Raw genomic sequence first — 19,949 nt, 5'->3', positions numbered from 1 at the left:
CCGCCACCCGTCGCCACATCCTTCACAATCCAGGGATTTACGCTGCGTGGGCGCTCCCGGCGCGGTGATTGGCGGCAAATCTGTCCGTCCGTGGGGGTGGCACTCGCGCGTTTTTCGCGATAGTCCCCCAGAACCGTTGGCTTTGCCGAAATCATCGCATCCATTGGAGGTCGTGGGATACCGACGTCTGGCACAGGCCTGTTGTGGCTGATCCTTCTGCTCCCGTTCGCGGGGAGCCTCGCCGCCGCGCTGTTGCGGCCGGGCGCGCGTACCGCCGCCGCATCGATCGCCGGGGTAACGGCGCTCGCGGGCACCATCCTGGTGGGGCTGCTGTATCCTGCGCTGGCGGGCGGCGGCCTGCTCGAAAGCCGTGTCGAATGGCTGCCCTCGCTCGGCCTGAACCTCGTGCTTCGGCTCGACGGCCTGTCCTGGGTGTTCGCGATGATGGTGCTGGCGATCGGCTTCCTCGTCGTCCTCTACGCCCGCTATTACATGTCGCCGGAAGACCCGGTCCCGCGCTTCTTCTCCTTCCTGCTTGCCTTCATGGGCGCGATGCTCGGCCTCGTCCTGTCGGGCAACCTCGTCCAGCTGGCCTTCTTCTGGGAAATGACCAGCCTCGTCTCGTTCCTGCTGATCGGCTATTGGCACCAGAATGAAAGCGCGCGCACCGCGGCGCGCATGGCGTTGCTCGTCACCGCGACGGGCGGGCTGTGCCTGCTGATCGGCGTGGTGCTGATCGGCAAGATCGTCGGCAGCTACGATCTGCAGGTGGTCCTTTCGGCCGGCGAGACGATCAAGGCGCATCCGCTGTACAAGCCGGTGCTGATCCTCATCCTGATCGGCGCCTTCAGCAAGAGCGCGCAATTCCCGTTCCACTTCTGGCTGCCGCACGCCATGGCCGCGCCGACGCCGGTGTCCGCCTATCTCCACTCGGCGACGATGGTGAAGGCCGGCATCTTCGTCATGATGCGGCTATGGCCGGTGCTGGCCGGCACCGACACCTGGTATTTCGTCGTCACGCTCACCGGCATCACGACGCTGATGATCGGCGCCTGGGCGGCGATCTTCCAGCAGGATCTGAAGGGGCTGCTCGCCTATTCGACGATCAGCCACCTCGGCATCATCACGCTGCTGCTGGGGATCGGCAGCCCGCTCGCGCTGGTCGCCGCGATCTTCCACACGCTGAACCATGCGACCTTCAAGGCATCGCTGTTCATGGCCGCCGGCATTATCGATCATGAGGCGGGTACGCGTGACCTGAGGAAGCTGAGCGGCCTCTACCGCTTCATGCCGATCACCGCGACGCTTGCGATGGTCGCGGCTGCGGCGATGGCCGGCGTGCCGCTGCTCAACGGGTTCCTGTCGAAGGAAATGCTGCTCGCCGAGGCGCTGGAGGATTACAACGACACCTGGCTCGATCAGGCGTTGCCCTATCTCGTCACGGTCGCGCTGATCTTCAGCGTGCTCTATTCGGTGCGCTTCATCCACAAGACGTTCTTCGGCCCGCCGCCACAGCTTGACCGCGTCCCGCACGAGGCGCCGCGCTGGATGCGCGTGCCGATCGAGGTGCTGGTGCTCGCCTGCCTCCTCATCGGGATCGTGCCGGCGATCACCATCGGCCCGGTGCTCTCGCTCGCCGCCGCTTCGGTGCTCGGTGAACGCATGCCGGTGTACAGCCTGGCGATCTGGCACGGGTTCAACTTCCCGCTGTTCCTGAGCGTGGTGGCGATGGTGCTCGGCACCTTTGCTTATGTGATCTTCGCCCGCCGCCTGAACGCGATGAGCGCGCCGCCGCTCGTCGGCCTGCTCAAGGGCCGCCGCATGTTCGATGCCGCGCTCTACTGGCTCGTCACCGGCGCCCGCTGGGTCCTGCCGCGCGCGGGAACCAGCCGGCTGCAGCCGCAATTGCGCATCCTCGTCTCGGTCGCCTGCCTTGCGGGCGTGCTCCCCTTCCTCAGCCACGGCTATTCGCTCGGCACGCGGCTCGGCACCGTGCTCGATCCGGGCTTTGGCATGTTGTGGGTGATCGGCGCGGTGCTCGCCATCGCCGGCGCCTGGCAGGCGAAATACCATCGCCTCGCTGCGGTGGTGCTGGTGTCGGGCGTCGGCATGATTAGCTGCATCAGCTTCGTCTGGCTTTCCGCCCCCGATCTCGCGCTCACGCAGCTGCTGGTCGAGACGGTGACGACGGTGCTGCTGCTGCTCGGCCTGCGCTGGCTGCCGCAGCGCCTGCCCGACGTCTGGCCCGAACATCATACGCCGTCCCGCGTACGCTTCCGCCGCGGGCGCGATCTCCTGCTCGCGGTGCTGGCCGGCGCCGGCATGGCGCTCATCTCCTATGCCGTGATGACCCGCCCGCTGCCGGCGACCATCTCGCGCTACTTTGTGGAGCAATCCTATGTCGCGGCGGGTGGCCGCAATGTCGTGAACGTCATCCTCGTCGATTTCCGCGCCTTTGATACCTTTGGCGAGATCACCGTGCTGGCGATCGTCGCGCTGACCGTCTTCTCGCTGCTGCGCCGCTTCCGCCCGGCTGGCGAAAGCGTCGGCCTGCCCAAGCAGCAATTGCGGCAGGACGCCTATGACGACGCGGGCGAGGGCCGGGAACGCGGTGACACGCTCTCCGACTATCTGCTCGCGCCGCGCGTGATCATCGAATGGCTGTTCCCGGTCATCATCGTGTTCGCGCTTTACCTCCTGATCCGCGGGCATGACCTGCCGGGCGGCGGCTTTGCCGCCGGCGTCACCATGTCGATCGCGCTGGTGCTGCAATATATCGCCTCGGGCACCCGCCATGTGGAGGCGCGGCTCCGGGTCCGGCCGATCAACTGGATGGCGATCGGCCTGCTCGGCGCGGCCGGGACGGGGGCGGGCGCGATGCTGTTCGACCGGCCGTTCCTCACCTCCTGGTTCCGCTATCTGGACCTGCCGGTGATCGGCAAGGTGCCGGCGGCGACCGCGCTGCTGTTCGACCTTGGCGTCTATCTGCTGGTGGTCGGCGCCACCGGCGTCATCCTGATCGCGATCGCACACCAGTCGATCCGCACCCCCGTGCGGCGCAAGAGCCCGCCGGTCGATCCCGCGCCGGAGCACGTCTGATGGAGCTTGTTCTCGCCCTTGGCATCGGTGTCCTCACCTCGTCGGGTGTGTGGCTGATTCTTCGCCCGCGCACCTTCCAGGTGATCCTTGGCCTGTCGCTCCTGTCCTATGCGGTGAACCTGTTCATCTACGCGATGGGCCGGCTGAAGGTGGATGCCCCGCCGATCGTCGGCGCCATCGCCGGGGATGCCAGCGGCTATGATGATCCGCTGCCCCAGGCGCTGGTGCTGACCGCGATCGTCATCTCTTTCGCGATGACGGCGCTGCTGCTCGTCGTCCTGCTCGCCTCGCGCGGCATCACCGGGACCGACCATGTCGACGGGGACGACGGCGAATGACGGTGGACTGGGCACGTCATCTTATCATCGCTCCCGTGCTGCTGCCGATGGTGGCGGCGGCGATCATCCTGCTGCTGAAGGAGCAGCGCGTGGTGGCAAAGCGCGTGATCGCGCTCGGCACCGCCGCTGCCTTGCTGGGCGTCTCGATCGCGCTCCTCATGCAGGTCGCCTCCGCCGGCTTCGCCGGGCAGCGTGCGACCGTCGCCTATCTGGTCGGCAACTGGCCCGCGCCGGTCGGCATCGTGCTGGTGCTCGACTGGCTGTCCGCGCTGATGCTGGTGCTTACCAGCACCCTCGGCCTCACGTCGCTGATCTATGCCACCGCGCGCTGGGACCGCGCCGGGCCGCGCTTCCACGCCTTGTTCCTGTTCCAGCTGATGGGGCTGAACGGCGCCTTCCTGACCGGCGACCTGTTCAACCTGTTCGTGTTCTTCGAGGTCCTGCTGGCCGCGTCCTTCGGCCTGCTGCTGCACGGATCGGGCAAGGCGCGCATCAAGGCCGCGCTGCATTATGTCGCGATCAACGTGGCGACCTCGCTGCTGTTCCTGATCGGCGCGGCGATGGTCTATGGCGTCACCGGCACGCTCAACATGGCCGATCTGACGCTGCGCATCCGCGCCGTCGGCCCGGAGAATCTCGCGCTGCTGCAAAGCGGCATGGCGATCCTCGGCATCGCCTTCCTGGTGAAGGCGGGCATGTACCCGCTCGGCTTCTGGCTGCCGCGCACCTATGCCGCCGCCGCGCCGCCGGTCGCGGCGCTGTTCGCGATCCTCAGCAAGGTCGGCATCTACGCGCTGCTGCGCGTCTATCTCCTGCTGTTCGGCATCCAGGGCGGCAACTTTGGTGAGGAATGGCTGCTGTTCGGCGGCATGGCGACGATCGCCTTCGGCATGATCGGCGTCCTCGCGGTCCGCACGCTGACGCGCATCGCCGGCTATTCGCTGATCGTCTCGGCCGGCACGCTGCTCGCCGCGGTCGGCGCCGGGGAGGGCGACGTCCTTGCCGGCGCGCTGTTCTATCTGGTCAGCTCGACGCTCGGCATCAGCGCCTTCTACCTGCTGATCGAATTGATCGACCGGCGTGACATGGGGCCGCTCGCCGTGGGGGAGCCGGTGTTCGACGATGAATATGCCGGCCCGCCCGACGAACGCGAGACGGAGGTCGGCGTCGTGATCCCGGCGACGCTGGCGATCATCGGCGGCGGCTTCGCCTTCTGTGCGCTGCTGATCGCCGGGCTTCCGCCGCTGTCGGGCTTCATCGCCAAGTTCGCGATGATCGACGGCCTGCTGAACCTGGGTGAAAAGGTCGCGCCTGCCACCTGGGTGCTGATCGCGCTGATGATCGGCTCGGGCTTGGCCACGCTGATCTCCACCAGCCGTGCGGGCATCGACCTCATCTGGGGCCCGTCGGACATGCCGCAGCCTGCGCTGCGCGTCAGCGAGGCGGTGCCGGTCGGCCTGCTGCTCGTCGTCTGCCTCGGCCTCATGGTCTTCGCGGGGCCGGTGATGCGCTACATGGAGCGCGCGGGCCAGTCGCTCGGCGATCGACAGGGCTATGTCCAGGCCGTGCTCGGTGCCTCGCGCATCGCCGCGCAGGAGGGGCGGCCATGATCCGCCGCCTGCTCCCGCATCCGCTCCTCGCGCTGGCGCTGCTGGGCATCTGGCTGATGCTCACCCAGTCGGTGTCGCCCGGGCAGATCCTGCTCGGCGCGGCCGCCGCGCTGCTCGCTACGCACGCCTTTGCCGCGCTCTACGCCGGCCCGCCCATCCGGGTGAACCTTCGCCCGCTGCCGCGGCTCTTCGGCCATGTCGCGGTCGATATCCTGCGCTCCAACCTGGCGGTGGCGGCGATCATCGTCTCGCGCCGGCGCGACCGGGTGGCCGATTTCATCACCATCCCCATCTCGCTCACCAACCGGCAGGCGATCGCCTGCTTGGCGCTGATCGTCACCGCCACGCCGGGTACCCTGTGGGTCGACTTCGATCGCCGCCGCGGCACCTTGCTGCTCCACGTGCTCGACCTGGTGGACGAGGAAAGCTGGATCCAGCTGATCAAGGGCCGGTATGAATCGCTGCTGATGGAGATCTTTGAACGGTGACGATGATCGTCCTCGCCCTCGCCATCACGGCTGCGCAGGTCATGCTCGGCGCGGCGATGATGTGTGCAGCCTATCGCATGGCCATGGGGCCGCGCGCGCAGGATCGCGTGCTGGGGCTCGACACCTTTTTCACCAATGCGATGCTGCTGCTGCTCACCTTCGGCATCCAGACGGGGCGCACCTTGTACTTCGAATCCGCCATCACGATCGCGCTCCTCGGCTTCGTCGGCACCGTTGCCTTGTCCAAATTCCTGATGCGCGGCGAGGTGATCGAATGATCCAGGCACCGGACCTTCCCGGCTGGGCAGCGCTGCTCGTCGGCCTGCTCGTGCTCGCCGGGGCGGGCGTCACGCTGATCGGGTCGATCGGCCTGCTGCGGCTCAATTCCTTCTTTGACCGCGTCCACGCGCCGACGCTCGGCGCCAGCCTCGGGATGCTGCTGATCGTCAGCGCCTCGATCGTCTGCTTCTCGGTCCTGCGCACCCGCCCGTCGATTCACGAGCTGCTCGTCGTCTTGTTCCTGACCTGCACCGCGCCGGCCGCCTTCATGCTCCTCGCCCGCTCCGCGCTCTATCGCACGCGCGCGGAAAAACAGGGGAGCGCGGTCGATCTGGCGCACGATCGCGACGCCCCCGACCGGCGCGATTAAACGCTGGCCAGGGCTTGTCCGGTCCTGCGCCATCCGAGGCCGATCATCGCCGCAGGCAGGCCGCCGCCGCGCGCTACGGGGCCGTTCGCGACCCCAGCACATGGCGCACCTTCCGCGCCAGCGCCTCGCGCGTATAGGGCTTCGACAACAGCTCGACGCCCGGGTCCAGCCGTCCGTGATGGACGATCGCATTCTCGGTATAGCCGGACGTGAACAGTACCGCGATTTCCGGCAGCCGCTCCTTCGCCTTGCGCGCCAGCTCCGGGCTGCGCAGCGGCCCCGGCATCACCACGTCGGTGAACAGCAGGTCGATCGGGATGCCGCTGTCGACGACGCTGAGCGCGCTCAGCGCGTCGCGTGACTTCAGCACGCGATAGCCAAGCTCGGTCAGCAGCGCGACGGTGGTCTCGCGCACCTCGTCGTCGTCCTCCACCACCAGCACGGTTTCCGACCCCCCGCGTGCCGGCCCCGCGCTGATCTCGGTGACGATATCCTCGTCCTCGGCCGATCGCGGCAGGTACATGCGGATCGTCGTTCCTTCGTCCACCTCGCTGTAAATCTTCACATGGCCGCCGCTCTGCTTGACGAGGCCATGGACCATCGACAGCCCCAGCCCGGTGCCCTTGCCCTCCGGCTTGGTGCTGAAGAACGGCTCGAACACCTGGTCGATCAGCTCGCGCGGGATACCGCTGCCGGTGTCGGTCACCGCGATCATCACATATTGGCCGGGGTTCACATCCTCATGCTGGCGGCAATATTCGTCATCGAGGAAGGCGTTGCTCGCCTCGATCGTCAGCCGCCCGCCGTTCGCCATCGCATCGCGTGCGTTGATCGCGAGGTTCAGGATCGCATTCTCGATCTGGCTCGGGTCGATCAGCGTGTTCCACAGCCCCCCGGCGACGATCGTCTCGATCTCCACGTCCTCGCCAATCGACCGCCGCAGCAGGTCGTCCATGCTGCGCACCAGCCGCCCGAGGTTGATGACCTTGGGCTCCAGTGGCTGCCGCCGGCCGAAGGCGAGCAATTGCGAGGCAAGCTTGGCGCCGCGGGTGACGCCCGCCATGGCATTCTCGACGCGCTTTTCCGCGCGCGGGTTCCCCACCACATCGCGGGTGAGCAATTGCAGATTGCCGCTGATCACCTGCAGCAGGTTGTTGAAATCGTGCGCCACCCCGCCGGTCAGCTTGCCCAGCGCCTCCAGCTTCTGCGCCTGTTGCAGCGCGCGTTCCATCGTCGCGCGTTCGGCCGCCTCATGGTGCAGCTTCTCCAGCGCGGCGCGCAGTTCCTCGGTGCGCTCGGCGACGCGATGCTCCAGCGTCTCGTTCAGCTGGTGCAGCTGGTCCTCGGCGCGCTTCTGGTGAGTCACGTCATACCCGTCGACGAAGATGCCGGTGACGCGTCCATCCTCGCCGCGGATCGGCTGGTAGACGACGTGGACGAACCGCTCCTCGGGCGCAGCCCCCGGCTGCCGTTCGACGATCACCGGCACGTTGCGGCCGATGTAGGGCTCACCGGTGGAATAGACGTGGTCGAGCCGCTCGAAATAGCCCTGGCCGGCGATCTCCGGCAGCGCCTCGCGCGCCGACAGGCCGATCAGGTCACGATGGCCGACCAGCTGCAGATAAGCGTTGTTCACCAGCTCGAACCGGTGGTCGGGCCCGGTCACGATGCACATGAAGCTGGGCGCCTGACGGAACAGGTCGCGCACCCGGTCGCGCTCGCGCGTGCGCGCCTCGAGCGCGTCGGCGCTCGCCAGACCGGAGGCGATCTGCCCGCCCAGCAGGTCGAGGAAGCTCAGATATTGGTCGCTCGCCGGGCGATAGGGGTTGAGCCCGACCACCAGCGCGCCGCGCGGCCGGTGCCCGACCTGCGCACCCAGCGGAACGATCGCGATGCGCGACGGGGAACGGTCCCAATTGCCGGTCGGCAGGTCTCCGGGCGGCGCATCCTCGACCAGGATCGCGTTGTTGTCGGATAAGCGGTCAAGCGACCAGCACTCTGCCGACGTCAGCGGATGATCGGCCGCGATCCCGGCATGGGCCGCCATCTGCGGCGCACCGTCTTCGCCAAACAGATAGACGATGCTGAACGGCAGGTCCGAACGGTTATGCGCAAGGCCGGTCTGCACCGCCTCCACCACTTGCGTGCGGCCCTGCGCCGCGGCGAGGCCGGAGGCGAGCTCACGCAGCGATTCGAGCCGGCGCTCGCTGATGACGCGATCGGTCTCCTCCGACACCGCGCAGAACACGCCCTCCACCGCACCCGTGTCGCCGATCAGCGGGCTGTAGGAGAAGGTGTGGTAGGTCTCCTCGCGATAGCCGTTGCGTTCCAGCACCAGCAGCAGCGCGCGGTCCCAGGTCGACTGGCCCTGCTCGTAGACGGTCGCCAGACGATCCTTGATGTCGTCCCAGATCTCCGCCCACAGGATCCGCGTCGGGGTGCCCAGCGACTGCGGATGCTTGTTGCCCAGCGTCGGGCGATAGGCGTCGTTGTAGAAGAAATGGATGTCGGAGCCCCAGCCGAGCCACATCTCGAACCGCGACGTCAGCAGCAGGCGAAGCGCCACCTTCAGCGCGTTTGGCCAACAGTCGGGATCGCCAAGCGTCGTGGCGGACCAGTCATGGGCGCGCATCAGCCGCGCCATTTCACTGTCGCCTACGAAGATGTCACTGTAGAGCTCATGCTCGATACTGCGGATCGTCAATGTCATGGGCCCCGGTTGCGGATCGCGTGCGAGTAACGCCAACGATCCGCGCAGGCTATAGTCCAATCCGTTAAATGGTTAGCGGTTGTCAGGCGCTTGGCCACGATTTCAGCCGGCGTTCCAGCACCGTCAGTGGCATCGCCCCGCCTTGCAGCACGAAGTCATGGAAAGCCCGTAGGTCGAAGCCCGGCCGCTTGCTGGCCTCCTCGCGCAGCCGGGTGAAGGTCGTATGACCGATCATGTAGCTGCAAGCCTGCGCTGGCATCACGATATAGCGGTCCACTTCCTTGGCAGCGCCATCGCGGGTCATCGAGCTATGCTCGGTCAGATAGTCGATCGCCCGCTCGCGATCCCACCCGCGACTGTGGATGCCGGTATCGACGACGAGCCGCGCAGCGCGGAACAGATGGCTTTGCAGATAGCCGATCTTCCCGGTGGGATCATCGTCATACATGCCCAGTTCGTCCGCGACCTGCTCCGCATACAGGCCCCAGCCTTCACGAAAGCCGTTGAAGAACCAGGTGCGGCGATACAGCGGCAGCTCGCCGGCCTCGAGCTGAAGCGCGATGTCGAATAAATGCCCAGGCGCCGCTTCATGAAAGGCGAGCGTGGGCAGCGTATAGCGCGGCCAGTCACTGATCGATTGCAGGTTGATGAAGAAAACGCCCGGCCGGCTGCCATCGGCGGCACCGGGGTAGGCGACGCCGAACGGATTGCCGTCTTCCATTTCCCGCGGCATCCGGCGGATTTCATACCCGTTCTTGGGGAGCTGCCCGAATGCCTCGGGCAGCTTCTTCTTCACGCGGTCCAGCCGGTCATTCAGGTACGCGATGATCGCCGCGCGCCCCTCCTCCGTATCCGGAAATGCCTGGTCGGATGTGACGGCCAGCGCGCTGGTGCGTTGCTTGATGCTGCCACTCGCCATTCCCTGGCTTTTCAGCAGAGCGTCAATCTGCGTCGAGAGCGTGGCGACCTGCGCCACGCCGAATGCGTGGATCGCGTCGGCCGTCATGTCCGTCGTCGTATGCATGCGCAGGCAGGCTTCGTAATAGGCAGCGCCGTTGGGCAATCGGCCTACGCCCACGCCCGCCTTGGCGCCGTCCGCTCCCCGCGGCAGCACGGCCTGCAACGCCGCGATCTGGCGCGTCAGCGCGGGCCGTATGCCATCCGCCACGATTGTCTGTGCTCGCGCGCCATAGCCGGCCAGCTTTAGTGCGGAGGCCTTGGTCTCGATCGCGGTGACCAGCCCGTCCTTGGCAGGATCAGCGTCCCGAGCCGCCGTCAGGATGGCAATCAACTGCGCCACGATCACGCGCGGCGCGATCGCGCCGGCCGCCGCATTGCGCGTGATCTGCGCGCTCTCGCCGTCGATCAGCCCCGGTATCAGCGCCAGCCGGGTAAGATAGGCCTCTGCATCGTCACGGCTGGTGACCGGGTGGAAGTCGCGGAGCAACAGCGTGCTGTTCTGATAGGCGGATTCCAGCGGCGTCGGCCCATAGGGGCCGCTGCCGGCGTGATAGGCAAAGCTGTTCAGCGCGTGCTGCGCCTCCAGGTCGAAAAGCGATACCTCGCGTTCAAGCCGGTGCTCATCGGAAAGATCAGTGTCCGGCATGGCCTGAAGCTCGCGAAGATGTTTCGCCGTCGTCCGCCTCGCCCGGTCAAGTCCACTCAACGAACTTTCACTGAACCGGCTGCGCAATGATGCCCGTTCTCCAGTATCAATCCCGAAGAAGGTCGCCATTTCGGGATTTAGCGTCAGCCGTTCTTCAAACTGGCGGGTCAGCAGGTTTGGAATGGCCGTGCTGGTCGTCCTGGTGCGCGCGGCGGCAGGAAATGCGATGAGCATCGTTCCCGCCGCGGCCGATGTGATAAGCGACCGGCGTGTATATCCCTGCGTCAATGCATTCCCCCGTTACCATCTTTTGCTTGCCTACATCCTTGTCAGCAATGGGCCGGGGGTCCAGCAACACAAAGCGCGATTGTCGTAGGCGGGGGCGCTGTTACGCTGCTTTGTCACTGATCTGCATCATCCCGGTTGTGCGGGGGGATCGAAAGCGGCGGCGCGTGGCTGCACGCGACAAGTCTCTTTCACCCGCCGCCCGATGATGACATCGCTGGCGGCATGCAGTTCGTCATGTCCGATCTCGCGCCGCGCGACCGCTACAAGATCCTGGTGTCCACCGTCACGCCGCGGCCGATCGCCTGGGTCACCACGCGCGGGCGCAACGGCGTGGTGAACGCCGCGCCCTACAGCTTCTTCAACGCGATGGGCGATGATCCGCCGCTCGTCGTGCTGGGGCTGCTGAAGGACGCGTCGGGCGCGAACAAGGACACCGCGACCAACATCTTCGACACCGGTGAATTCGTCATCAATCTGGTGAGCGAGGCGGATGCCGAGGCGATGAACCTCTCCTGCGTCGATGCGCCGCGCAATGTCAGCGAGATCGATTATGCCGGCATCGCGACGCGTCCCGCCAGCCGGGTGACACCGCCGCTGATCGCCAGCGCGCCGGTCAGCTTTGAATGCGTCCGGCGCGAGATGCTGGAGATCGGCCCGCGCCAGGTGATCGCCGTGGGCGAGGTGGTGGTCGCGCATGTCCAGGACGCCTTCGTCACTGATCGCGAACGCCTCCATCTCGATACGGCCGCCATGGGGCTGATCGGCCGCGTCCATGGCACCGGCACCTATCTGCGCAACAGCGACACCTTCACCATGAAGCGCCCCGCCTTTGACCCGGATCGCGCGGCAGCCGCCGCGGCGCGACGGGGCGAATGACCCGGCCGATCAGTCGGATCGACCTCAACCTCCTCGGCGTGTTCGAGGCGATCTATTCGCGCGGGGGCGTGACCGCGGCGGCGCGGCACCTGCACCTGACGCAATCCGCGATCAGCCACTCGCTGGCCAAGCTGCGGGTCGCCTTTGATGACGAGCTTTTCGTGCGCTTCGGCAATGCCATGGTGCCGACCGCGCTCGCGCGCGCAATCATCGGTCCCGTGCGCGACGCGCTGGGCATGGTGGAACAGGCGCTGGTCGCCGCCGCGCGTTTCGATCCCGCCACCACGCAGCGCAGCTTTCGCATCGGGCTGCGCCAGGCGAACGAGGCGCGCTTCTTTGCCGATCTCGTTTCGCGCGCACTGGCACAGGCGCCCGGCGCGACGCTGGTCAGCGTCAATTTCCGGCGCAGCGAGATCGCCGCCGCGCTGGCGCATGGCGAGCTGGACATGGCGATCGACGTGCCAAGCGCGGCGATCGACGGCCTGCTTGCCGAGCCGCTGCGCACCGATACGATGGTCGTCGCGGCACGGCGCGGTCACCCGGCGATCGACGGCGCGATCGATCTCGCGACCTATCTTGCCTGCGACCACGTCCACGCCTCGCCCCGCTCAACCGGGCTGGGGCTCGAGGATCAGGCGCTGGCCACGAAAGGCCTGTCGCGCACCGTGCGCGTCCGCTGCCAGAACATCTGGTCGGCATGGCAGACGGTGGCGCGCAGCGACATGATCCTGACCCTGCTCGATGCCCATGCCCGTGCGCTGAGGCCGGTCGCTGACCACCAGGTACTGCCGCTGCCGTTCCGGATCGCGGCATGGCCGCTCCAGCTGCTCTGGCACGAAAGTGCCGCGCGGGACCCGGGCAATGCCTGGCTGCGGGCGCTGGTGCAGGAAACCTTTGCCGGCAGCATGCCATGAATGGTGCTCATGTGCGTGATCGACAAACGTCATTTCGCGCATGATCCGCGCTGCGCTAGCCTTGGCGCCAATCATCAAGAGAGGCTTGCGTCCCCCGTGTCCAACATCTTCACCATTCCCGAGCTCGACGATCTGCGCATGTCCGAGGGCGCCCGGCCGCTGTTCGAGGCCGTCAAGCGGCACATCCGCGAGAATGTCGATCCGATCATGGAGGAATATGTCCGCCTCGGCGAAGGGCGCGAGGACCGCTGGAGCTTCGCGCCGGGCCAGCTCGAATTGCTCGAAGGCGCCAAGGAGAAGGCGAAGGCCGCGGGCCTGTGGAACTTCTTCCTCCCCAACGCCGAAACCGGCGAGGGGCTGTCGAACCTCGACTATGCCTATATCGCCGCCGAACTCGGCAAGTCGCCGCTCGCCTCGGAATCGCTCAACTGCTCGGCCCCCGACACCGGCAACATGGAAGTGCTTGAGCGTGTCGGCACCCCCGAACAGAAGAAGCAGTGGCTGGAGCCGCTGCTCGCCGGTGAGATCCGCTCCGCCTATGCGATGACCGAGCCCGATGTCGCCTCGTCGGATGCCAAGAACGTCCGCTGCCAGGCGGTGCTCGAAAATGGCGAATGGGTCATCAATGGCGAGAAATATTACATCTCGGGCGCCGGCGATCCGCGCTGCAAGGTGATGATCACCATGGTCCGCACCAGCGAGGATGGGCCAAGCTCGCAGCAGCAGTCGCAAATCCTCGTGCCGATCGACACCCCCGGCGTCGAAATCCTCGGGCCGATGCACGTCTTTGGCGCGGATCACGCGCCGCGCGGCCACATGCACATCCGCTTCAACAACGTGCGCGTGCCGGAGGAGAACATCCTGCTCGGCGTCGGCCGCGGGTTCGAGATCTCGCAGGTCCGCCTCGGGCCGGGCCGCATCCATCACTGCATGCGTACCATCGGCAAGGCGGAAATCGCGCTCGACCTGATGGTGAAGCGTGGCAATTCGCGCGAGGCATTCGGTCGCTCGCTCATCATGCTGGGCAAGAACCTCGAACTCGTCAGCCGCGCGCGGATCGAGATTGAGGCGATGCGCCTGATGGTGCTGAAGGCGGCCAAGGCAATGGACGTGCTTGGCAACCGCGAGGCGCGCGTCTGGGTCAGCATGGTGAAGGCGATGGTGCCGGAAAAGACCTGCCAGATCATCGACCAGGCGATCCAGATCCATGGCGCGACCGGCGTGTCGAAATGGACCCCGCTCGCCGAGCTTTACGCCGACGTGCGCCACCTGCGCTTCGCCGACGGCCCGGATGAGGTTCACCACATGGTCGTCGGTCGCAACGAACTGGCGCTGCACTGATCCGATCAGGAAACCGGGGCAGGGGCGCTGGCGGTCAGAACCGCCGGCGCAGCTGCACGGTCACTTCGCGCGGGGCGATCGGATAACCGATCGTCCCCACGCTGCCGCTATTGTAGCGGCGATCGGTCAGGTTCGTCGCGGCGATCATCACGCCCCAGTCCCGCCAGTCGATCCCGGCCTGCACATTGACCGTTTCGGCGTTGGTCACGCGGTGCTGCGGCTCGTTGCACAAGGCGATGTTATAGTCGGACGCGCCGCTCACATCGCCGCCCACACGCCATTGCGCGTCGCCGATCGGCCGGGTCAGCGCGGCGCGCAGCTGATAGCGGAACGACGGGGTGAACCGCAGGTCGAGCTGGCGCTCATCGGCAACGAACGCGCCGCACCCCGGGCTTGAGGCCAGGCGCGTGAAGCGGTCCGCCAGCGTCGCGATCCACCCGCCGATCTCCAGCCCCGGCAACGGGTTCGCCGCCCATTCGACCTCCAGCCCCTGAATCCGCGCATCGCCGACATTCTGGCGAAAGATCTCCGGCGGCCCCGCCGTCACGCGCGACGCGGAAAAGGCGATGTCGGTATAATCGTTGATGAAATAGCCGGCGTTCACCCGCAGCCGCCGGTTGAACCAGTCGGATTTCACCCCGGCTTCATAGGTCCACACCGTCTCCGGCGCGATCGCGCCCTGCCGGTCCAGCGCGAAGCTGATGTTGCGCGCCCGCCCATCGAAACTGCCGCTGCGGAACCCCTTCGCCACGGAGGCATAGAGCAGCGCGCTGTCGCCTCCCTCGCTCCCCAGCCGATAATCGACCGCAATGCGCGGCGACACGTCGGTCCACCGCTGCGCAATCCGCCGCTGCGCCGCGCGCCCATCGGGCAGCACCAGCACGGTGTCGGGTGCGGTCAGGAAGCGCACCGCGTAGCGCTTGCGCTCATCGGTATAGCGCAAGCCAGCGGTCACATGCGCGCGCGGATCGAGCGCGACCGTCATTGATCCGAACGCCGAATAGCTGTCAGTATCGAGCCGCGGCTCATAGGGCGACCAATTGCCGCTCGTCCCCGCCCCGCGCGATGGCGCGTTGAAGAAATCACCGTTGCGGAACCGCGCATCCGGCCCCGCGGGCGTCGCCAGGCTGACGGCGGTCAGCTGGTCATTATGCTCGTGGAAATAATAGGCGCCGGCGACCCATTCAGCACGCTCGCCGAGCGCCGATCCGGTCAGCTGCACTTCCTGGCTGACGCTGTGCTGCCGCTGATCCTGCAACAGGATCACGTTGCTGCCGACCCCCGGCGGATTGGCAGTCTGGTCGAACCCGATGCGCGATCGCAGCGCGCGATAGCCGGTGATCGACGACAGCTTCATCCCGCCGCCCAACTGATAATCAGCACGCAGCGACAGCCCGCCGCTGTCGGTGCTGTTCAGCGGATCGGTGTCGGCGGACAGGAAATTGTCGATATCTCCATTCGGCGCAACGAAGCGGTTGGTGATGCGGCCGGGGGCGGCGGGATCGGGTTGGAACCGCTGCGGAAAACGCGGCCCCGATCGATCGCGGGTGAGGTCACCCGTCGCCAGGATCGTCAGCGCGGCATCCGGCTCCCACAGCAAGGATACCCGGCCCCCCAGCACGTCCTGCCCGTTGACCCGCGCGCCATTGATCAGGTTGCGCCCCCAACCGCGCTGGTTGCGCGACAGGCCGGAGACACGAACCGCGACATCGCTGGCCAGCGGCACGTTGATCGCACCGCGCGCGTCCAGCCGGTGGTAACTCCCCAGCGTCACGTCCATCGCGCCGCTCACCGCGTCCAGCGTCGGCCGCTTCATCACCAATTTGATCGCGCCGCCGCTCGTATTGCGGCCGTAGAGCGTCCCCTGCGGGCCGCGCAGCACCTCGATCCGCTCGACATCGATCAGGTCGAGCAGCGATCCCGTCGACCGCGGCAGGATCACGTCGTCGACATAGATGCCGACCGGCGGATCGTTGGTGAAGATCGAATCGCCTTCGCCCACGCCGCGCAGGAACACGAGCGCGCCCGAACTCGTCCCGAAGTTTCGCGCGAGGTACAGGTTGGGCACCGCCGCCCCGATGCGGTCGAGGTTGGCCGCGCCCTCTGCCTCCAGCCGCGCGCCGCTCAGCGCGGTGATCGCGATCGGCACACGCTGCGCCGATTGCTCGCGATGCTGCGCGGTGACGACGATGTCGCCCAGCGGCTCGCCCAGCACCTCGCCACGCGCAACATCCCGCGGGCTTGCTGGTGCAACGGAGTCCGGTGCCACCTGCGCACTGGCCGGCACGGCGGCGAGGCCAGCCGCTATCATCATGACGTTGCGCACATATTCCCCCGACAGCCGACGCAGCGCGCCAAGCCGGCGCCCGCTATGGAGCGGACGCCACTTGGTCAAGGGGCGGGGGCGATGCGCGTCACCCCCGCGTTGCGATCAGCCTTGAACGTCGGCCTGCGGCTTCTTCATCATCGTCACCAGCAGGTAGATGCCGATGCCAAGGCCGTTCCACAGCACGAAATACAATTGCGTCTGCGCCGGCAGGCTCAGGAACAGATAGGCGCAGCCGGCAATCGCGATTCCGCCGACCAGCCACGGCAGCGGCGTGGCAAAGGCGCGCGGCTGATCGGGCGCACGGCGGCGCATCAGGATCATGCACAGCGCGACCGCGGCAAAGGCTGCCAGCGTCCCCGCATTGGCGAGTGCGGCGATCTCGTCGAGCGGGAAGACGCCCGCGATCACCCCGACGATCACCGCCGTGAAGATGGTGATACGCACCGGGCTGCCCCGGCTCGACAGCCGGGCGAGCGATGCTGGCAGCAGCCCGTCGCGCGCCATCGCGAAGAAGATCCGCGACTGACCGTACAGGAACGCCAGGATCACCGTCGGCAGCGCGATCACCGCGGATCCGGCGAGGAAGGTCGCTGCGCCCGGCTGGTTCAACTCGCGCAGGATCAGCGCCAGCGGCTCGGGGCTGCTGGCAAAGCTGGTGTAGGGCAGGGCGCCGACGGCAGCCGCCGCCACGGCGACATAGATGATGACGCATGCCACCATCGATCCGATGATCGCGATCGGCAGGTCGCGCTGCGGCTTGCGGGTTTCCTCCGCTGCGGTCGCGATCGCGTCAAAGCCGTAGAAGGCGAAGAAGATGATCGCTGCGGCGGCCATCACCCCGCGCTCGACGCCGTCCGGCCCGGTCGACTTCGCAAAGCCGTTCGGCGCGAACGGGTGGAAATTGTCGGCGTTGAAGTAGGGCAGCGCGACCACGACGAAGACGATCAGCGCGACGATCTTCACCAGCACGAGGAGCGCGTTCAGCGTCGCGCTCTCACGCGTGCCGAGCAGCAGCAGCGTCGCGACCACGCCGATGATGAAGATCGCCGGCAAATTGACCAGCCCGCCAAGCTCCGGGCCCTGCATCAACGACATGGGTATCCCCAACGTCCCCTGCAGCAACGGCGCGGCATAGCCTGACCAGCCGACAGCTACCGCGCTGACCACCAGGCTGTATTCGAGGATCAGGCTCCACCCGATCACCCAGGCGGCCAGCTCGCCGATCACGGCATAGGTATAGGTATAGGCGCTGCCCGATCCGGGATACATGGTCGCCATTTCGGCATAGGCGAGCGCGGCGCAGGCACAGATCAGGCCGGCGATGACGAAGGACAGGATGACGGCCGGCCCGGCCTTGCCCGCGCCGACGCCGATCAGGGTCAGGATGCCGGTGCCGACGATCGCGCCGACACCCATCGCCAGCAGATGCGGCCACGACAGCGTGGCTTTCAGCTGCTGTTCCCCTCCGGCCTCCCGTGGCGCGATGATCTTGCGTTTATTCCAGCGTGCCACGCTCAATTCCCCTTCTTCATGCCGTCTTAGCAGATCCTTGTTGCGCAGCAGGTTCGCCAGGATAGTCTGTCGTTCCTGCTCCCTCCCGAAGGTCTGCCATGCTTGATGTGATCGATCGGAATATTCTTCGGGTTCTCCAACGCAATGGCCGCATCACCAATCAGGAGCTTGCGGCCCAGGCCGGAATTTCCCCATCAGCGTGTTTCGATCGTCTGCGCAAGCTTCGTGAACAGGGATATGTCAGCGACATCGTCGCTTTGCTCGACCCCCAAAAGCTTGATCGGGCGCTCTTGGTGTTCATCGAAGTGATGCTGGATCGGACCACCAGCAACGTGCTGGGCGATTTTGCGGCGGCGGTGCAGGACATGCCCGAGATCCTGGAATGCCACATGGTCGCCGGTGGCTTCGATTATCTGCTGAAGGCGCGGGTCGAGGACATGGCCGCCTATCGCGCGTTCCTCGGCAATTCGCTGTTCCACATGACCGGCATCCGCGAAACGCGCACCTTCGCCGTGCTGGAAGAGGTGAAGTACACGACCGCCCTCCCGATCTGAGCCGATCGGCCGGGCGCCCCGGTCAGCAGGGGCGCCCGACGGTATCAGGACGCGGGCGTGGCGGTGGCGAAGGGCGGCTCCTGCGGAATGACCGGCGGCGACACCGGCGTCGGCACCACCTGCTTCTCGCGCTCGACCATCGCGGCGACATCGGCGAGCAGGCGCGGCGCGTCATAGACGATGCCGTCCTTGATCGTGTAGCGTACGCCGCCGATCCGCTCCTGCTTGTTCGTCTCGGGGTTCAGCCGGACATAGCCGGTGCCGTACAGCGTCTTCAGATTGGCGAGCGGGTTCTCCGGCACGATGACGAGGTCGGCCAGCATCCCGCGCCGCACGGCGCCGAACTCCGGCTCCTGACCCTTGGGCTCCATCAGCGTCTTGGCGCCATTGACGGTCGCCGCGCGGAAGATCTCCAGCGGGGTCAGCCCCGCCTCCTGGTACAATTCCAGTTCCTCGACATAGGCGAAGCCATAGACCTTGTAGATGAAGCCGGAATCGGTCCCCACCGTCACCCGGCCACCGATCTGGTTGTAATCATGGATCAGCTGGAAGAAGTTCTTGTAGAAGCCCTTCCAGTTGGTTTCGATCTGGCTGGTCCAGTCGAAGAAATAGGATCCGTGATTGTCGCGGGTCGACTGGAAATAATTCCACAGCTGCGGCGTCGTATATTTTCCCTGCCAGTCCGCATTGCGGGCGCGCATCAGGTCGCGCGAGGCGGCATAGATATTGAACGTCGGGTCGAACGTGACCCCGTTCGCCTTCTGCTCCTTCAGGTAATCCCACCATTGCTCCGACCCGACATCATAGATCTCGTCCTTGATGTCGGCGACCTGTGCGAAACGATGCAGTTCGTTGTAGAAATTATAGTCGGGCGTGAACTTCTGGATCGTGTGGTTCTTCAGCAGCGATTCCATGTGGCCGTAGAAGTGGGTGATCGTGTCCAGCCCCGCGCGGCCGGCGATCGCACCGTTGAAATCGGAAACGCCCGTCTGGCTGAGATGGGCAACGGTGCCCATCTTGTTCTTGTGCGCCTCGTCGATCGCGGCGCTCATCACCGCGGGGGTCTCGTCCTCGCGCCCGAAGAACTTGATCCCGTCGATATCGTTCTTGGCCGCCCAGCGCACCCATTCGCGCGCCTTCTCGGGGCTGGAGATCCGCCCGCCGGACCATCCGGCGCCCAGCGTCTGATAGTTGAAGATGCGCGGCGCCGCGATCTCGTTGCGCGCCGACCGTGCCTTTTCATTGCTGGTGAAGGACGGGGAGGCCAGCGACACGCCGCGCACCGTCGTCACGCCATGCGCCAGCCACAGCTTGTAGGCGTAGGAAGCGTCGGGCGCCTTGTCCTTGGCCGGCAAATGCGTGTGCAGGTCGACGAAGCCGGGCAGCACGTACATGCCGGTTGCGTCGATCTCCTGGTCGAAATCCTGCGGCGCGCGGTTCTGCGCCAGCACCATGCCCGGCCAGCCGGCCTGGCGGATGTCGGCGATGCGATTGCCCTCGACGACGATGTCGACCGGGCCGCGCGGCACCGATCCGGTACCGTCGATCAGCGTCGCGCCGCGGATGACGAGGCGGCGGAACGGGCCGGCGCCTTCCCCCGCCGCGCGGGCCGGGGCGGCGCCCGGCTGGTTGCCG

Annotated in this window: 16 protein-coding genes; 11 read left to right on the top strand and 5 right to left on the bottom strand. The window is 66.5% G+C overall.

Features of this window, described 5'->3' with window-relative positions; all coding sequences use genetic code 11:
- Nucleotides 1-201: 201 nt before the first annotated feature.
- From XM50_RS01600 to mnhG, 6 genes are read left to right on the top strand one after another with little or no spacing between them, the layout of a single operon-like run.
- The gene (locus XM50_RS01600; protein ID WP_197075292.1) at nucleotides 202-3,099 is read left to right on the top strand and encodes a monovalent cation/H+ antiporter subunit A; all 2,898 of its coding nucleotides are present in this window, start codon (nucleotides 202-204) and stop codon (nucleotides 3,097-3,099) included.
- Complete coding sequence (locus XM50_RS01595; RefSeq protein ID WP_046406828.1) at nucleotides 3,099-3,437, top strand: Na+/H+ antiporter subunit C; 339 nt, start codon at nucleotides 3,099-3,101, stop codon at nucleotides 3,435-3,437. Before XM50_RS01600 ends, XM50_RS01595 begins: the two co-directional genes overlap by 1 nt.
- Complete coding sequence (locus XM50_RS01590) at nucleotides 3,434-5,047, top strand: monovalent cation/H+ antiporter subunit D (RefSeq protein ID WP_046406826.1); 1,614 nt, start codon at nucleotides 3,434-3,436, stop codon at nucleotides 5,045-5,047. Before XM50_RS01595 ends, XM50_RS01590 begins: the two co-directional genes overlap by 4 nt.
- Nucleotides 5,044-5,535, top strand: a complete 492-nt coding sequence (locus XM50_RS01585; RefSeq protein ID WP_231621817.1) for a Na+/H+ antiporter subunit E — start codon at nucleotides 5,044-5,046, stop codon at nucleotides 5,533-5,535. Before XM50_RS01590 ends, XM50_RS01585 begins: the two co-directional genes overlap by 4 nt.
- Nucleotides 5,536-5,537: 2 nt before the next feature.
- Nucleotides 5,538-5,813: a K+/H+ antiporter subunit F gene (locus XM50_RS01580; protein ID WP_206430588.1), complete on the top strand. Its 276-nt coding sequence runs from the start codon at nucleotides 5,538-5,540 to the stop codon at nucleotides 5,811-5,813.
- Nucleotides 5,810-6,184, top strand: coding sequence for a monovalent cation/H(+) antiporter subunit G (gene mnhG / locus XM50_RS01575; RefSeq protein WP_197075289.1), 375 nt, complete (start codon nucleotides 5,810-5,812; stop codon nucleotides 6,182-6,184). The genes XM50_RS01580 and mnhG overlap by 4 nt, the downstream gene beginning before the upstream one ends.
- Before the next feature lie 73 nt (nucleotides 6,185-6,257).
- On the opposite strand, the gene XM50_RS01570 is transcribed toward mnhG, so the two are convergent.
- Nucleotides 6,258-8,894, bottom strand: a complete 2,637-nt coding sequence (locus tag XM50_RS01570; RefSeq protein ID WP_052742365.1) for an ATP-binding protein — start codon at nucleotides 8,892-8,894, stop codon at nucleotides 6,258-6,260.
- A gap of 82 nt (nucleotides 8,895-8,976) precedes the next feature.
- The gene (locus XM50_RS01565; RefSeq protein ID WP_231621818.1) at nucleotides 8,977-10,629 is read right to left on the bottom strand and encodes a DUF885 domain-containing protein; all 1,653 of its coding nucleotides are present in this window, start codon (nucleotides 10,627-10,629) and stop codon (nucleotides 8,977-8,979) included.
- Nucleotides 10,630-10,681: 52 nt separating this feature from the next.
- Between XM50_RS01565 and XM50_RS20350 the strand changes: the two genes are divergently transcribed.
- From XM50_RS20350 to XM50_RS01550, 4 genes are all read left to right on the top strand, one after another.
- On the top strand, nucleotides 10,682-10,876 hold the full coding sequence (locus XM50_RS20350; RefSeq protein ID WP_052742362.1) for a hypothetical protein: 195 nt from the start codon (nucleotides 10,682-10,684) through the stop codon (nucleotides 10,874-10,876).
- Nucleotides 10,877-11,022: 146 nt separating this feature from the next.
- Entirely contained in the window at nucleotides 11,023-11,664 is a 642-nt protein-coding gene (locus XM50_RS01560; protein ID WP_231621816.1) for a flavin reductase family protein, read from the top strand.
- Nucleotides 11,661-12,578: a LysR family transcriptional regulator gene (locus XM50_RS01555; RefSeq protein ID WP_046406821.1), complete on the top strand. Its 918-nt coding sequence runs from the start codon at nucleotides 11,661-11,663 to the stop codon at nucleotides 12,576-12,578. The genes XM50_RS01560 and XM50_RS01555 overlap by 4 nt, the downstream gene beginning before the upstream one ends.
- 96 nt (nucleotides 12,579-12,674) lie before the next feature.
- Nucleotides 12,675-13,919, top strand: a complete 1,245-nt coding sequence (locus XM50_RS01550; protein WP_046406833.1) for an acyl-CoA dehydrogenase family protein — start codon at nucleotides 12,675-12,677, stop codon at nucleotides 13,917-13,919.
- 34 nt (nucleotides 13,920-13,953) lie between these two features.
- On the opposite strand, the gene XM50_RS01545 is transcribed toward XM50_RS01550, so the two are convergent.
- The gene (locus XM50_RS01545; protein WP_046406819.1) at nucleotides 13,954-16,314 is read right to left on the bottom strand and encodes a TonB-dependent receptor; all 2,361 of its coding nucleotides are present in this window, start codon (nucleotides 16,312-16,314) and stop codon (nucleotides 13,954-13,956) included.
- Between the two features lie 36 nt (nucleotides 16,315-16,350).
- A complete protein-coding gene (locus XM50_RS01540) occupies nucleotides 16,351-17,766 on the bottom strand; it encodes an amino acid permease (RefSeq protein ID WP_082102630.1) in 1,416 nt (471 codons plus the stop codon).
- Nucleotides 17,767-17,858: 92 nt separating this feature from the next.
- Between XM50_RS01540 and XM50_RS01535 the strand changes: the two genes are divergently transcribed.
- Nucleotides 17,859-18,314 (top strand): Lrp/AsnC ligand binding domain-containing protein, encoded by a 456-nt coding sequence (locus XM50_RS01535; protein ID WP_046406818.1) that lies wholly within the window; start codon nucleotides 17,859-17,861, stop codon nucleotides 18,312-18,314.
- Nucleotides 18,315-18,358: 44 nt separating this feature from the next.
- On the opposite strand, the gene XM50_RS01530 is transcribed toward XM50_RS01535, so the two are convergent.
- A partial coding sequence (locus tag XM50_RS01530; protein WP_046406817.1) for an amidohydrolase family protein occupies nucleotides 18,359-19,949 on the bottom strand: 1,591 nt, incomplete at its 5' end.

It is taken from the genome of Sphingomonas sp. Ag1 (assembly GCF_000980895.1).
GTDB classification, from domain to species: Bacteria; Pseudomonadota; Alphaproteobacteria; order Sphingomonadales; family Sphingomonadaceae; genus Sphingomonas; species Sphingomonas panaciterrae.
This window is presented reverse-complemented; position numbering and strand designations above follow the sequence as displayed.

What these genes read in the sequence shown, in the direction of transcription:
- XM50_RS01560 (WP_231621816.1), top strand. Translation starts at nt 11,023, where the DNA reads ATGTCCGATCTCGCGCCGCGCGACCGCTACAAGATCCTGGTGTCCACC.
- XM50_RS01555 (WP_046406821.1), top strand. Translation starts at nt 11,661, where the DNA reads ATGACCCGGCCGATCAGTCGGATCGACCTCAACCTCCTCGGCGTGTTC.
- mnhG (WP_197075289.1), top strand. Translation starts at nt 5,810, where the DNA reads ATGATCCAGGCACCGGACCTTCCCGGCTGGGCAGCGCTGCTCGTCGGC.
- XM50_RS01595 (WP_046406828.1), top strand. Translation starts at nt 3,099, where the DNA reads ATGGAGCTTGTTCTCGCCCTTGGCATCGGTGTCCTCACCTCGTCGGGT.
- XM50_RS01590 (WP_046406826.1), top strand. Translation starts at nt 3,434, where the DNA reads ATGACGGTGGACTGGGCACGTCATCTTATCATCGCTCCCGTGCTGCTG.
- XM50_RS20350 (WP_052742362.1), top strand. Translation starts at nt 10,682, where the DNA reads ATGGCCGTGCTGGTCGTCCTGGTGCGCGCGGCGGCAGGAAATGCGATG.
- XM50_RS01535 (WP_046406818.1), top strand. Translation starts at nt 17,859, where the DNA reads ATGCTTGATGTGATCGATCGGAATATTCTTCGGGTTCTCCAACGCAAT.
- XM50_RS01570 (WP_052742365.1), bottom strand. Translation starts at nt 8,894, where the DNA reads ATGACATTGACGATCCGCAGTATCGAGCATGAGCTCTACAGTGACATC.
- XM50_RS01585 (WP_231621817.1), top strand. Translation starts at nt 5,044, where the DNA reads ATGATCCGCCGCCTGCTCCCGCATCCGCTCCTCGCGCTGGCGCTGCTG.
- XM50_RS01565 (WP_231621818.1), bottom strand. Translation starts at nt 10,629, where the DNA reads ATGGCGACCTTCTTCGGGATTGATACTGGAGAACGGGCATCATTGCGC.
- XM50_RS01580 (WP_206430588.1), top strand. Translation starts at nt 5,538, where the DNA reads ATGATCGTCCTCGCCCTCGCCATCACGGCTGCGCAGGTCATGCTCGGC.